The organism is Limnothrix sp. FACHB-1083 (assembly GCF_014696485.1).
Classification (GTDB): domain Bacteria; phylum Cyanobacteriota; class Cyanobacteriia; order CACIAM-69d; family CACIAM-69d; genus CACIAM-69d.
Map to the genome: position 1 here is coordinate 336476 of NZ_JACJQD010000001.1, position 13932 is coordinate 350407.

13 protein-coding genes are annotated in these 13932 nt (G+C 56.7%); 3 read left to right on the forward strand and 10 right to left on the reverse strand.

Annotated features, from left to right (window positions below; all coding sequences use genetic code 11):
• The first annotated feature begins 299 nt into the window (after positions 1 to 299).
• The gene (locus tag H6F46_RS01310; protein ID WP_190356059.1) at positions 300 to 593 is read left to right on the forward strand and encodes a cytochrome c; all 294 of its coding nucleotides are present in this window, start codon (positions 300 to 302) and stop codon (positions 591 to 593) included.
• A gap of 188 nt (positions 594 to 781) precedes the next feature.
• Positions 782 to 994 (forward strand): DUF2555 domain-containing protein, encoded by a 213-nt coding sequence (locus H6F46_RS01315; RefSeq protein ID WP_304441447.1) that lies wholly within the window; start codon positions 782 to 784, stop codon positions 992 to 994.
• Positions 995 to 1121: 127 nt separating this feature from the next.
• Here the strand turns inward: H6F46_RS01315 and H6F46_RS01320 are convergent, their stop codons facing one another.
• From H6F46_RS01320 to H6F46_RS01330, 3 genes are all read right to left on the reverse strand, one after another.
• Complete coding sequence (locus H6F46_RS01320; RefSeq protein WP_190356034.1) at positions 1122 to 1442, reverse strand: hypothetical protein; 321 nt, start codon at positions 1440 to 1442, stop codon at positions 1122 to 1124.
• A gap of 106 nt (positions 1443 to 1548) precedes the next feature.
• Positions 1549 to 2019: a bis(5'-nucleosyl)-tetraphosphatase gene (locus H6F46_RS01325; protein ID WP_199291319.1), complete on the reverse strand. Its 471-nt coding sequence runs from the start codon at positions 2017 to 2019 to the stop codon at positions 1549 to 1551.
• Between the two features lie 372 nt (positions 2020 to 2391).
• The gene (locus H6F46_RS01330) at positions 2392 to 3288 is read right to left on the reverse strand and encodes an alpha/beta fold hydrolase (protein WP_190356033.1); all 897 of its coding nucleotides are present in this window, start codon (positions 3286 to 3288) and stop codon (positions 2392 to 2394) included.
• A gap of 1370 nt (positions 3289 to 4658) precedes the next feature.
• Here H6F46_RS01330 and H6F46_RS19730 point away from each other — a divergent pair.
• Positions 4659 to 5237, forward strand: coding sequence for a M23 family metallopeptidase (locus tag H6F46_RS19730; protein ID WP_370567064.1), 579 nt, complete (start codon positions 4659 to 4661; stop codon positions 5235 to 5237).
• Between the two features lie 302 nt (positions 5238 to 5539).
• On the opposite strand, the gene H6F46_RS19485 is transcribed toward H6F46_RS19730, so the two are convergent.
• From H6F46_RS19485 to H6F46_RS01365, 7 genes are all read right to left on the reverse strand, one after another.
• Entirely contained in the window at positions 5540 to 5674 is a 135-nt protein-coding gene (locus tag H6F46_RS19485) for a hypothetical protein (RefSeq protein ID WP_255407478.1), read from the reverse strand.
• A 174-nt stretch (positions 5675 to 5848) separates the two neighbouring features.
• Positions 5849 to 5938 carry a cytochrome b6-f complex subunit PetN gene (gene petN / locus H6F46_RS01340; RefSeq protein ID WP_099531567.1) on the reverse strand — a complete coding sequence of 30 codons (90 nt, stop codon included), beginning with the start codon at positions 5936 to 5938 and terminating at the stop codon, positions 5849 to 5851.
• A 25-nt stretch (positions 5939 to 5963) separates the two neighbouring features.
• A complete protein-coding gene (locus H6F46_RS01345) occupies positions 5964 to 6791 on the reverse strand; it encodes a pentapeptide repeat-containing protein (RefSeq protein ID WP_206753565.1) in 828 nt (275 codons plus the stop codon).
• 60 nt (positions 6792 to 6851) lie between these two features.
• Positions 6852 to 7946: a potassium channel protein gene (locus H6F46_RS01350; RefSeq protein ID WP_347278356.1), complete on the reverse strand. Its 1095-nt coding sequence runs from the start codon at positions 7944 to 7946 to the stop codon at positions 6852 to 6854.
• Positions 7947 to 8147: 201 nt separating this feature from the next.
• Entirely contained in the window at positions 8148 to 10958 is a 2811-nt protein-coding gene (locus H6F46_RS01355; protein ID WP_190356031.1) for a PD-(D/E)XK nuclease family protein, read from the reverse strand.
• A gap of 65 nt (positions 10959 to 11023) precedes the next feature.
• A complete protein-coding gene (locus H6F46_RS01360) occupies positions 11024 to 12220 on the reverse strand; it encodes a tetratricopeptide repeat protein (RefSeq protein WP_190356030.1) in 1197 nt (398 codons plus the stop codon).
• Between the two features lie 95 nt (positions 12221 to 12315).
• Positions 12316 to 13815 (reverse strand): hypothetical protein, encoded by a 1500-nt coding sequence (locus tag H6F46_RS01365; RefSeq protein WP_099532478.1) that lies wholly within the window; start codon positions 13813 to 13815, stop codon positions 12316 to 12318.
• Positions 13816 to 13932: the final 117 nt, after the last annotated feature.

Genomic DNA, 13932 nt, shown 5'->3' on the forward strand with positions numbered 1-13932 from the left:
TCAGATTCCAGCAGTGAAGACTGCGGATCTGGTGCGGTGGCTGTTCCCGATCGGGCAACGCGCCCTCCGATTTTACCGGCTTCTCAGCCCGAAAACTGATTCTGTCCTGAGTGGGCGAGTAGGGGGGAACTTCGGCGGCCCGGGGGCAACCTTTGAGCTATGTTATTAAATGAAAACTTTCATGTCGGTTCCTCAGCAACGCGATCGCCTTGGAAACGCCAGTTAATCAGTCCCCAGTCCAACCTTGGGCGCGTCGTACCCTTGCGATCGCGATACTCCTTGTCCTGTCCGTTTTGCTGATGGTCTGGCCCCTGGGCCAGTGGTTTCAGCCCATGGATCCCTACGCGGAAAGTGTCTTAGCCTTGCAGGGCGATCGCGATCGGGGAGAAGCAATTTTTTCCATGAACTGTGCCGTTTGTCATGGGGCTGATGGCGCGGGTCATGTGGGCCCCAGCTTGCTCGATGTGGCCAGCCGAAAATCAGAAGTCGCCCTGATTGAACAGGTGATTAGCGGCAAAACGCCCCCCATGCCGCAATTTCAGCCCGCTCCCCAGGACATGGCCGACCTACTGCGCTACCTAGAAACCCTCTAGCGGTCATTGTTTAGCGTTTGGTTTAGCTAGTGGCTTAGTTGGTGGTTTAGCTGGTGGCTTAACTTTCGGTTTAACTTTTGGGCGAACGATGGCCGCTTTCATGAACTAACGTACCAAAACAAGGGAAATCGATTGTTTGGTGGTTCATCCGGCTTAAGATCAGTCTAGGGCTTGGAGGAGGTTTAACCGTGGAAGTACTGCATATTTCACAACCGGCCGTTGCCCAAATGACTGAGCAAGATGTGGCCGAGTTGGCGCTCCGGCTGGAGAGGGATGATTATGCCACGCCCTTTGAGGGGTTGCGAGACTGGCACTTGCTGCGGGCGATCGCCTTTCAGCGGCCAGAGCTAGTTGAGCCTTACATCTACTTACTGGATTTGGAGGCCTACGACGAGTCTTGAGCTGTGCCGAGTCCCGTAGGCGGCTCGCAGTGGCAAGGGTCAAGCAAATCGCCAGCCAATCACTACCGCCAGCCAATCACTAAAGGAGTTGGGGGCGGGTTTTTGGGCCCGCTGAATGCTCAGGTGCTCAGGTGGAAGCGCGGCGGCGGCGAGGACGGCGCTTGCCCGTCACATAGAGAACGATGAGTGTGCCGATCGGGGTGGCCGCGAAAGCGCCCGCCATGCCCAGGGTCAACAAAGAGACCGGGAAAGTCACCGCCAAAGAAGCCAGGGATCCCAAGGCTCCACCCGCCAAGGCGCTGCCATAGGCCGCAACGAGGCTTTTGCGCAGGCAACGCCGACCCAAGAGCCTTGCTATGGCACCAATGAATAGCCCGATCGCCCCCACGCCAATGGTTAGCGTCGCGACAACCAGAAGGGTAAACAATACGGGGCGATCGAGCAGCATGGGCGAAGGGGCTTGGGCAAGAAATACGGGGCAAGAAATGCGGGGCTAATTGGGGTTGGCGCTAATTGGAGTTGCATGAACGGGAATTAGCGCAACGGAGCTAGCGTTACTCTTCGGTTTGAATAGGCAAGGTTGCCAGGGCTTGCAGCCATTCCAGCGCTGATTCAAGAACCCCCCGATTAGCCGGGAACGTAATGCGCGATCGGGCTTCTTCCGCTGTCAACCAAGCACTGTCTTGGATTTCCTCCGGTTGCAGGTTGGTTTCCCGATCCAAAACCCAAGCAGGAAAATAAGTCACCGTTTTTTGCACCAGTTTATTCTGTCGGCAGTAGGTTTCAACAAACTGCACATCGGTGACGGGAGTGCAATGTTGAATGCCGGTTTCTTCGGTAAATTCCCGAAGCGCTGTTTCAAGGGCACTTTCGCCCGGCTCCGCATGGCCCTTGGGAAACGCCCAATGTCCTGCCCGGTGCTGCACGAGCAAAAACAAAGCCTCTGCTCGATCGCCCGACTGGGGCAAATAAATCGGCACAATTCCAAAGGCTTCTTCGGTCACAGGCTGGGCATCCGTCGGCACGGGAACATCTCCTTGGGCGAGTGCCAATCTAAAAAAATTATCCGGGTCTGAGTCGCGTGGGTCTGAGTCGTGTGGGTCTGAATCACGTGAGTCCGAATCGCGTGGGTCTGAATCGCTTGGGTTCCAATTGCCCCCAATCACGCGATCGCGATCCAAACCACCTGCCGTCTCAGCACGATCTCAACAACGCGATCTCAACAGCACGATCTCAACAAACAGCTTAACCAAAAACATGCTCTCAACAGCAGTTCCGTCCCTCAGCACCGCTGTTCGGTGAATCTCCGGTTGGTTGTTGAGCCTCGCTCAGGATGGTTGCACAGAGTAATCCAGCGTTCAGATCCAGCCCTCATACCCAGCATTCAGACCCAGCGTTCAGACCACATCAAATTGCGCCACTTGACCAAAATTATGGCGTTCTTGGGCGGGCGCAATGAGCCATCGATCAATCGTTTCTGCAAACCCGATCGGGTCATTCAGAAAGGGCCAATGATTGCCGGGAACCGTTTGCACCGTCAGCCGCTCGCAGAACTGATGGAAATCACGAGTTTGCCAAGCAAATTGATTCAAGCCCTGTTCCGGCAAAATCAACAACGTGGGCGAGGAAACTGACTTTTGGAAGCCCGCAATTCCAAGCACATCTTCAAACACGCGATCGCGCGCCAGCAAATCTAGTTTGCTACCCCAAGTACCATCATCTTTCTGTTCCAGATTTGCCGCAAAGGCCGCCGCTTGCCATGGATTCCACTCACGATATTGCTTGAGTTGCCGAGCACAGTCTTCCGCTGAAGTTTGATCCGGAAACGGGCCCGTTAGCTTCAAAAATGGCAGGGTTCGATACAAAATTGGGAAGCTTAAACGCAACCAATCAGGCATCTTTCCAATAAAAAATGGATCAACAATGACTGCCTGCTGAAATCGCTGGGGCAGATCCTGTATCCAACGGGTGGCAACTTTGCCCATCCAAGAGTGGCCAACCACCGTCACCCGAGACCAGTCCAGGTGATTACAAAGGGCTTCCAAGTCTTCAACGATTGCTTCAGTGGTGTAGGGGCGATCGCCCTTGCTGCTGTTCCCATGGCCGGGCAAATCCGGCGCAACCACGCCATAGCCTTTTTTGGCCAGCTCTTGGGCTGCTCCTTCCCAAACCGCCGCACAATCGCCCAGCCCGTGCAACAGCAGTAGCGGTCGATCGCTCAGATTTCCCCATTGCCAATAGGTCAGAAATTGATTCGATCGGCCAGGTAACCCCAACTGTTGTTGGTCATTCATAATCAGACCCGCTGTAATAGCTTGTAGTGCAACTTGACGAGGAACTCGATCACTTCAACATCACTTCAGCACAGGATCACCTCAGCCCAGTCTTGGGTATTCAGTCTTGAGTACCTAATCTTAAGCACCTAATCTTAAGCACTGAATTTTGTGTGCCTAGCCTTGAGTCATTTCCCTGAGACTCCTTCCCAGGCAATGCCCAAGGGCTAACCCACCATTCCTGATCATTCTAAAATTCGCCCTAGTCTAAAATTCGCCCTAGATTCATTCTATCTAAAGACCTTCTATCTCAGAAATTTCTCTTAAGATCGATTGATTTCCAAGGCATCTGTGGTTTCTTGCTGGATTCTTAAAAGGTTAACGGCTTAGTCTCTTCAGCAAAGCCATAGCCTTATGATTGCAGAAAGGATGTAGAGGTTGCCCCAGTGTTTTCCATGGAACTGCAACGAAGCTTTAACGAAACTTTGTGGATAAAAAAGCACATTTTCTTCCCTAGCCTGCACCTACGCTAACCTTTAGAACAAAATTCTTGCGTTTCTTTGGGAGCGGAACGATCGGCAATTTCCCAGGATTCAGTGTCTGTCGTTCTGGGGCTAGCTTGCTGGTCAAGAGTGGACGGAGCGAATTTTTTTTTGTAGAGTCGGTGACGTTATGTCACGTTGACGGGCGCTAACGCTCCACCGCCCATGCCGCCACGCACCTTGCACCGTCCTGCTTTGCCCCCAGCTCGATCGAACCACGGCTTCTCACTTTCCAAGCCTCCTTCCCTGCCCCTGACTGGCGAGGCTTTGGTGCGCAAGGCCCGATCGCCCCGGGCCCTCGCTCGCGCCCACTGGCAATTGGCGGCGATCGCGGGGTTATTTGGAGTGGGGCTGTTGTCAGCAGAGGCGATCGCCCCTTGGTGGCAGCGCCCCCAGCACACCGCCACCACCAGCCTTGACACGCCTCCCAGCTCGCCCCCTGCCGAAATCATCGAGGATTCTCGGCGACAGATTGCTGAGTCGGCAGCGATCGTTCGTGGCCAAGCCGACCCAAACTGGCAGCCGCAGATGCGCCCTGTTCAGCCCTTGAACGTGACGAACTATACTGCCCAGGTTCAACGCCAAAGCGCCAACGCGACTAGCTATTACAGCAGCTATCAGAACAGTAATAGCTACACCAATTACCAAAATTCTTCAGACAATCGATTCAATTCTACACAGCCAGCGGCCAACCGTCCTGCTAACCGGAACTCCTCAACCAATAGCCCAACTAACTCCAGCCATTTCAACAGCTATAGCAACTACAACAACAGCTACAGCAACGGTTACAACAACGGTAATCCTGTTCGTAATAATGGTAATAATTCCGGCAGCAATTACAACAGGAATATTAACCAGGTCAACTCCGTTGGGAACTATGCCGGGGGCTACAATCCCAACTATGTCAATCCCTATGGCAACTCGGGACAAGGCAATCAATGGGATCGATCGGGCCGTCGCACCTCATGGCAACAGGGTTCATTTCCCGTCGAGAACTTCCAGACCTATACCTCGCCCTTTGGCTACCGCCGTCGGGGGGGCAGCGTGGAGTTTCACAAGGGCCTAGATCTGGCCGCCCCCAAAGGTAGCTATATTCGCAGTTGGTGGGCCGGCCGGGTTATCCGAGTGTCTGACGGTGGGCTATGTGGCACGGCAATCACGATCCAGTCCGGCGCTTGGGAACACACCTACTGTCACATGATGGGACGGGTGGCCACCTGGCAAGGTCGCCGCTATCTGAGCGATCCCGATGGGGGATTACGTATTTTCCAGGGGCAAACGGTAACCACGGGGATGCGGGTTGGGCGTGTGGGCATGACGGGCCGCACCACGGGGCCGCACCTGCATTGGGGTATTAAATACGGGAAAGATTGGATTGATCCGGCTTTGGTGTTGCGAGCGATGTATCAGCAACAAGCCAGGAACTAGCCGAAAATTTTGCAGTCTAGTCCAGAGTTCATCTAGCCCCAAAAGAGTCTACCTAGCCAAGAATGTGCAAACTCAAAAATGTGCTTCTAGGCTTCTATTTCCCTGAATTTGCCTTCCTGGATTTGTTTACCTGAATTTGGTGGGCACTGCCCACCCTACTAGCGTAGCTGCCTTAATTCGCTGGGTTAAATTATATGGCTGTTACCGCCACCAAATCGTTAGGCAGCAAGGGTCTTAAGCCCCTTGTCCCCCACGATCTGCCAACGGTGGAATCAGGGTTTCAGGCGATTTGACGGCAGGCCCTAGCGCTTTTGGGGAGTTTTTTGGCGGCGGCGATCGCGCCACTCAGCGGCCGTTAGGTACACAATGCCGCCCGTAACCACCACCATCAAGCCCATGGCCACGATCGATAAAACGGTTAAGGCCGAAGTTTCCACGGGAATCCTCACCAAAAATCAAAAATCAAGGGTCAAAAAACAAGATAAAGCCACTTAAACAAAACTGTCGATCGAGGGTGTATGAATCAACCCGATCGACAATCTTTATTGATCCCTGAAATGCATTCTTAAACATCGAGCTTCGGCAACAGACTTGGCCACAGCCCCGGGAACTTAGAAGCCGTTGCGGCCCCAAATCACCATCGAAATCGAGAAGGTGAAAACCGTCAGCAAGCCAACCCAACCGAGGGTGATGATATCCATGATGTCCGTCCCCTATGCGTTTGCGTCAAAATTTTCCGCCTTTGATGGTATCACCCGCAGGCGATCGGGGACAGCCTTGGCGCGACACTTTGCCATCGGCCAGACGAGCACCGCAAAGGATCGCCTTTTCCAGATTGGTATCCGTCAGGTCTGCGCCGGTTAAGTCCGCGCCGCTGAAGTCTGTTTGGCGCAAGTCGGCTCCTCGCAAAATGCTGCCCCGTAGGTCGGCCTGGTTCAAGCGGGCATAGGTCAAGGAAGCACGGGTTAAGTCGGCTTGGGAGAGGTTGGCGCGGGTGAGGTTGCTGTCTCGCAAGTCCGCTTCGGTGAGTTCGGCCTGGTGCAGGATGCTGCCTTCGAGCGATGCGCTAACGATCGTGGCGCGGTTGAGACGGGCTGCCTCCAAGTGGGCTTGGGCGAGGTTGGCTCCGCTGAGGTCGGCGTTGCTGAAGTTGGCATGATCAGCACGCACCTGGGCAAAGCTGGCCCCAATTGCCCGGGCCCGGGTCAAGTTGGCCCGATCGAGCAAAGCCCCTTGTAAATCAGTTCCCACCAAATCCGTGTCGCCCAAGTAGGCATCACTGAGGTTTACCCCCGCCAAGTTGGCATAGCTGAGATCGCAGTGGCGGCAAACGGTGTTCCGAAACAGCCGTTGCAAATCCGTCAGGCTCTCGGCCCGTACCGGCAACGCCATTAACCCCCAACCCCACAACAACACCCCCACCATCAGCAACCCTCGCAGCACTTGGGCGGGGCGAACCCGCAACCACCCGGCCCGATCAATCCCGATCGCCCAGCAAGACAACGGGCGGCGATGATTGACCATTGGCCCCGAATCCGAGTCAGCGTTGGTCATTGGGGCTGAAATTAGCGGCATTCGTTCCTTGAACCTCGGTCTAAGACTGGTGGCTGCCCGCTAACGGGGGAGGCCGCGATAGCGTTGGTTGCGGTTGTGGTTGCGGCTATATTCCCGACCAAACACGAAGGTGGGCATATCGTCGCTGTGACCCATCACGATCAGCGTATCGCCCGGATAAAGTTGCGTCGATTGGGGTGGGTGAATGATGGTGTTGCCGTCCTTTTGCAGCAGGGCCACAACGATGAACGTGCCATGGCCACGCACTTCCACGTCCCCGATCGTCCGGCCATCCAAGGGGGATTGGGGGCGCACGGGCACTTCGTCCAGCTTCACATCCAACCGCGACAGCATTTCGCTGAGGGTGGCTCGGCCCTTGTCTTCTTCCAAAAAATAGAGGGCAGAGGGGTGATTCAAAATTTGAGCAATCCGCTCCGCCCCAATATTAGCTGGCAAAACCACTCGATCGGCCCCGGCCAGCTTCAGCTTGTTTTCGGTGCTGGCCGCTTCGCCCCGAGCCACGATCGTCATGTGGGGATTCATGCCCCGGGCGGTCAGGGTAATGAACACATTTTCCGCATCATCGGGCAACACCGTGGCCAGGGCCTTGGCCCGCTCAATGCCCGCCGCTCGCAAAACCGATTCATCGGTGGCGTTGCCTTCATAAACCAAATAACCCAGATTGACACCCCGCTCCACCCGTTCAGGATTGGAGTCAATCACCACGAAGGGTTGGCCCGTTTCCACCAGCTTGCGGGCCAATAGCCGACCAATGCGGCCCAACCCGCAGATGATCACATGATCTTTGAGGCGATCAATATCTCGACTCATGCGCCTGGCCCCCAGTAGCCGATTCATTTCGCCCTCGGCCAGGGCTTGGAAGACCCCCCCTACAGTGTAGACCGCCGAAGAAGTGCCCGCGATGATCACAAAAATCGTGAAGGCCCGCAAATGGGGGGTCATGGGGCCAATTTCCCCATAACCCACGCCAAAGACGGTGATGATGGTCATGTAGAAGGCATCAAGGAACCCCCAACCGGCGATCATGTAGCCCGTGACGGAGATGATGAGGGTGACTGCAAAGAACGCAGCCCCAATCCAAATTTTTTGGAACGGTCGTTGGTCGATCGGACGAAAACGGCGACGTTCAGACACCTGGAAGGAGGGGGGAGAAAGGGGAGGAGGCTGAGCGATCGACCCGATCGCGATCGAGAATCAGCACCCGTGCATCGTAACGGCTAACAATCGTAGGGAAAAGAGTCTCAAATTCAGGAAATTTTCAGACTACTTCCAGCCTAATTTCAGACCATTCTGTGGCGGTTGCTCAGCTAATCGTAGGGCGAATCCCACGGGCAATCAGCCATCCTGGACACAACGACAGGCCGATGAGGCTTCGCAAAACTGACAGGCTTTATATTCCCGATCGGGATCCACGGGATATTCCCCTGCGGCTAGGTGGTGGCGCAACCGTTGCACCAAAGCTCCCACCTCTGGGTTGTCACTGGTGAGCGATTGAGGCGAGACGAGTTTCGCTTCCCGCAGGCTGTAGTAATAGGCCTTGGCGACGGGGGTTTCGGGAGCCAGTTGGGCGGCGGCGCTGGCATAAACCAACAGTTGCACATCCAGGTTTGCTTGGCCGCTTTGGTCTTTGACTTTGGCTCCTTCAGCTTTGCCGGTTTTGTAATCAATTAGAACCAAGCCATCGGGGGACTGATCCACCCGATCGATCATGCCCTTCACCTTCAGGCCCAGCCACTCCCCTTCAAAGGGCACTTCGCAATGGAGGATTGTGGACTCGGCGGGTAAAAAGGTGTCTTGCAAAATTAACCACTGCAATTGGGCCAGGAGTTCTTGGCGCTGGGCTGTCCAGGTGAGGTGGCGCGGCAGTTGCAGTTCGGTGGCCGCTTCGGTCAGCCAGGTTTCGAGGGCCGCCAACCGTTGCTCAGGGTCATTGAAAACGGGCGCTTGCCGATCGCGCTGTTGTTCCCCCAGCTTTTGCAAAACGCGGTGGTAAAGGTTGCCTTTGCTGTTGCGGGGCAAGTCGGCTTCGGTTTCTTGGGGTTCTTGGAGCCGCAGAACGCGCCGCGCGAAGTATTTGAACGGACATTGCCCCAGATCGGTGATTTGAGAGGCGCTGAAGGTATGTCGATCGGGATCCATGGCAGCGAGGGAGCCAAGGAAACCGTGAAACGCCAAATCTTCCGGGCGATCGGGCTGGCCGCCGCGCAATCGTTGGCATTCCATCCGCCAAGCTCGCTCTAGCACTGGGCCGAAGGGATCCTGGGCCAGGTCTGCGGGGCGATCGGGGCGGGTTAAAAACCGTTGCCAACTGGCCAAAGGGCTGACATCGGGAACCGGCTCCGGCTCGGTGGGTTTGATTTGGGGATCGCGGAGCAGGGCGCTGGGGGATTGGGGTTGCTGGCCGTGCCACTGGGGATAGCTAAACACCAATTGCTCTTGGATGGTGGCAAAGGCGGCGCTGTTGTGGAGGCGTTCTTGATCCGCCAGTTCGGCAGTGCCAGCCATCGGAAACCCGGCTTGGGTGAGGGCGCGTCGATCGAACCAGTCGAGGGCTAGATCTGGGGCGATCGGGGCGGGCCACCAGCCTTCCACCATTCCCAGGGCAAATCCGTAGCGATATTGGGCCCCAATCAGGCTAGCGGGGTTGTGCAATTCCACGCCCCCTCGGCCGGGGTGACGGGGCACGGAAATTAAGCTCAACAGTTCCCGTAATTCCTGGGCAAAGCTGGCCAGGGTTAAGGTTTCGTGGCTGGGACGGGCTAGCTCAATCAGGTGGTGATTCAGGCTGCTGAGGGCGTTGGCTTCACTGGGCCAATGCTGTGCGCCCGATCGAATCTCCAGCGATCGGGCACAGTCCTGCACCCAACTCACCCACTGCTCACGGGTGGCACTGTGGCGGGCCGATTGGGCCGGTGGGGCCAAATCGGCAAGATCAAGGCCTGCATGAACCCAGGCCTTGGGGCGATCGGGGCGCAGGCGGCGGGCCGTTTCCCATTGACCTTCTAGGCGATCGCGCCCGATCGGGTGGCGCAATAATTGCACCGCTGGCTCATAGGCCCATTGTTGTTGGGCCGCTTCCAGCAGGCATTGCACCCAATGGCCCACCCGCGTTTGCGTGAGGGGCACGCCATACAGCAACCGCACCGGAACTTCAAATTCCTGCGCCACCTCCAACAACTTGGGCCCGTAGCGTTGCTCATCGCGGGCAATCAGCACCATTTGGTTCGCCGGTACGCCCTGATGAAGATGCTGTTTGACCTTGGCCAGAACCCAGCGCACCTCATCCTCCAGGGTGGGAAAGGCGATTGCCCGTTGCCAGGCTGGGCATTCGGTTGGGGAGGCTGTTGCCTCAGATTCCGCAGAGAATTCCGCCAAGAATTCCGCAGCCGATCGCACCGTCCAGCCCCGCTGTTCCCAGGCCGGTAGCAGCCGATGCAAAGCCGGGTCATCTGGCCACCAAAGGCAACTGCCGGGCCCCGCCAGGGCATCGATAAGGGCGATCGCATCGGGAGCCAAGTATCCATAGCCCCACAGGCCCAACACCAGGGGATCTACTGCGCCCTGGGCGATCGCCTGGGCCGCCTGTCCATAAATTTGGGCCGCATCTAGTCGATCGGCTGGTCGATCGACAGCCCGCCGCTGCATGGATTGATCGCCCAGTTGCTGATCGCTCAGTTGTTGATCATCCAGTTTCTGATCGCCCAATTTCTGATCGCCCGCTAATTGCAGCGCTTGCAAATAAGCCTGGGCAATGGTCACCAACCGCCGCGCCCGATCGCTCAAGGTGGGTTCCTGGGCCGCCATCGCCAGAGACCAGCCGTTGTGCAACATTTCCCGAATCACAGGGGCGATCGTATTGGCATATTGACCCGCTTCCACCTCAGGCCAAACCTCCGCCACGGCCGATCGCAAAGCCCGCTGACGCATCAGCATCGGAGCCAGGTTGCCATCCAGTCGCAACCGCTTCAGGAGTTGATCGAGCGATTGGGCCTGCACCCCGATCGCCCGGGCCGCTTGCCGGGTAGGGGTCAGCACCCAATCAAAGGGGCCCCAAAGACCTTGGGCGATCGCCCGTTGCACCTGGGCAGCCTTGGCTCCCAGCCAGATTGTTCTTAAGGTGTTGACGCTCGATCGGTTCGCGGTCATGGACAGTTGGGGATCCTGAAATTGGGCAGCCTGCGGGCATCGGGGAAAGTGGCCGATCGCAAAACCTAGCGGCGACGGCGACCAGAGCGGCGCACCCGATCCCAGGTCGATCGCACATCCTGCAACGAGAGACGACGACGGCGTTTGTAATCGTCATCATCATCGTCATCGTCCTCCAACGCCACTGCTGGATTGTCCGGCGGGGCAGATTCCGTCACCGGCAATTCAGCGGGCGGCAATTCAGCGGGCAGTTGCGCCAGCAGGGTGCGGGCTTGGGTTGCAGCATCAAAATCTTTCTGTTGCGAAAACAGCTCCACAGCTTTGTTTAAGTCCGATCGGGCTTGATTGGCTTGGTCTTCGGCAAAATGGATCACCCCTCGCAGCAGGTAGGCCGTCGCCCGCTGGTTATCCAGGGCAATGGCTTGATCCAAGTCCGCCATGGCCCCGGCCGCATCACCAAATTCATAGCGAGTTTCCGCCCGATAGAGATAGGGATCAACAAAATCACCCTTGGCAGTAATCGATCGATTGAAGGACTCCAATGCTGATCGATAGTCTTGGAGGGCCACTTGCGCCAACCCTTGCCCCAACAGGGCCTCCGCCATCTTGGGATTGTGAGCCAGGGCTTGCTGAAACCAAGCGATCGCCTCGCGGTAGCGTTCGTTGTTCAGTTCCTCAACCCCGCGATTGTTAAATTCCACCGCCTGCACTGCCACAGCCAATTGCTGTTCGATCGCCGCCAGGTTCGATCGATAGGTGACTAGCTTGCTTTGAATCACTGCCCCCGTCAACGCGTCCGGCGGCAGACTCGCCAACGTTTGAATGGCCAACTGCCATTGCTGCTTGGCCTGTTGCCAAACATCCGGCGGGTGGGGCGGATTTTGCACCAAGCGGGCGGCTTTCATGGCCGCATTTTCAGCGGTGTTCAGGCCCCGGGCGATCGTCAGCTCGCGGTTAATGGCGGATTGCTGTTCTTTGAGCGTGGGCAATTGGGCTTGGGCCTGGTCATGGGGCAACAGGGGCCAAGGGGGGATCAATTGCAGCCAGTTGATTTGCTGGGTGAGTTGCTGGTTGGTTTCCGCAAGGCGGGGAATTGAAGGAGTCGATCGCGCTTGGCGGGCCTGGGTGAGCAAGGCGGGCGATCGACCCAGCAGCCAGCTCGTTAGCCCCCAAAGCCCACCCCCGATCGCCCCCACACCCAACAGCAACCAAACCCAACCCGAACCGCCAGACCCAGACGTTGTGGTTGTGACTTTTGGCATGGGCGAATGGTTCGGCCCTGAGGCGTTGTGAGTGAGCCGATAACCTACTCACGAAATTTTATCACCGCCAATATAGTGCTGGACAATCTGGACAGTTAGGATGCTTCTGATTTGCCGGTGTTTTTAACTCGCATGATTTTGCCCAGTAGGTCAAACCAGAAGGGTGCGCCCATCGCGATCGCCAAGCCCGTGACCAGCCAGCCCAAAGCCGTGCGAATTAAGACCCAAATCACTTCTCCTTGGTTTTTGGGTTTGCGATTGTCGTAGCGCAGTTGCTCATTTAGTTTGTTGGAATCCCAGCCGATCGGGAGGGTGGTTTCATCCAAAGCCGCCTGCATGTCCTGGCTAACTTCCGACCACTTGGGCAGCATGGGCCGCGAAGGAACTCCGGGGGCGCTGCCCGTTTGGACAACTCGATCGGCGTAGGCGTTCACCGCTTGCCGCAGGGCCGTATCCCGAGACAACTTGCTCACAATGTTGAAAGTGTCGGCATTGCTGGCCACCGCCAGGACAATGCCCAACAGGATCGAAACCCCGCGTGCATTGCGGCGATAGACCCCCGATGCCCGATCGCGCGCTCGATCGTACCAACCTTCCACTTCCTTTTGGAATTCCTGGAAATCCTCTTGCACGGAGGTTGCCCGCGATCGGGCCCGCTTTGCCAGCAGCAACAGGTTGTCTTGCACAGGCTCGGGCAGCAGGTTCAGGGCCTCTTCCAATCCTTTGCGAGTGGGGTCATTAGCATCGCGCAATTCAGCAATCACCGATTGCACTTCCTGGTAGATGGCGCGTTTGTGGCGCAGCCCATCCAGCACTTCTTCGGTGGAGGGCAACAGGGCCGCCAGCAAAATGGTGTGGCCCTCGCGGTCTTCAAAGGTGTCGTCCCGCAGGATCACCAGTCGATCGACCTCGGGCACGTGGGCCGCTTGCAGAATGCTAATGAGCCGATCGACGGAGTTCAACACTCGAGTGAGGCTGATTTTGAGGTCAAATTTCCCCGATCGATAGTCGGTGGTGATGTCTCGCAGGCGTTGTTCAAAGCGATCAAGCAGTTGGGTCAATCGCGAATCGCTCAGTTGCGGTTGCAACAGTTGGCGGGTTTGTCGCCCCAAATCTTGGGTAAATTGCTCAAACCGCCGCAGGCTGACAGTACGAATTAGCTCGGGAATTTTGGCCGAAGACAGCAACGCATCGGCAAAGGAACTGGGTGGGATATGGGAAGGGGCGCTGGTATGTTGCCCAAAGATCGGATTGCTGAGGCCAATCAGGTTACAGAGAACCCGAAAGCCCTTGCGAAAACCGGTGGCTAACAACCCCCGAGCCTCTTGGTTCAGGCTGTTGATGGTGGGGGAATCGTAGAGGCGTTCGGTCAGTTGCTCGGCGCGGGTGCTGTCGCCGGGGCGCTGGGGGGCGCGGCCGCTGACGGTGGATTGGCTGCCGCCGCCCAGTAATTGGGCGATCGACTGTTTCAGATGAGCGGCTCGCCATTGCAACAGGGTGGCAATCAGTTCTTGAATTTCCGAAGCCAACAGACTGAGGGTTAAGTAAACGAATAGGAGGCCGATAACGATATCGACGATGGGTGAAAGCTGCATCTTAAATGGTTAGGTTGAATGGCTAGTAGCGTGGCTGCCTCAATTCGTTGGGCTAAATTACATGGCTGTTACCGTCACCTGATCGTTAAGCAGCAAGATGCTCAAGCCCCTTGTTAC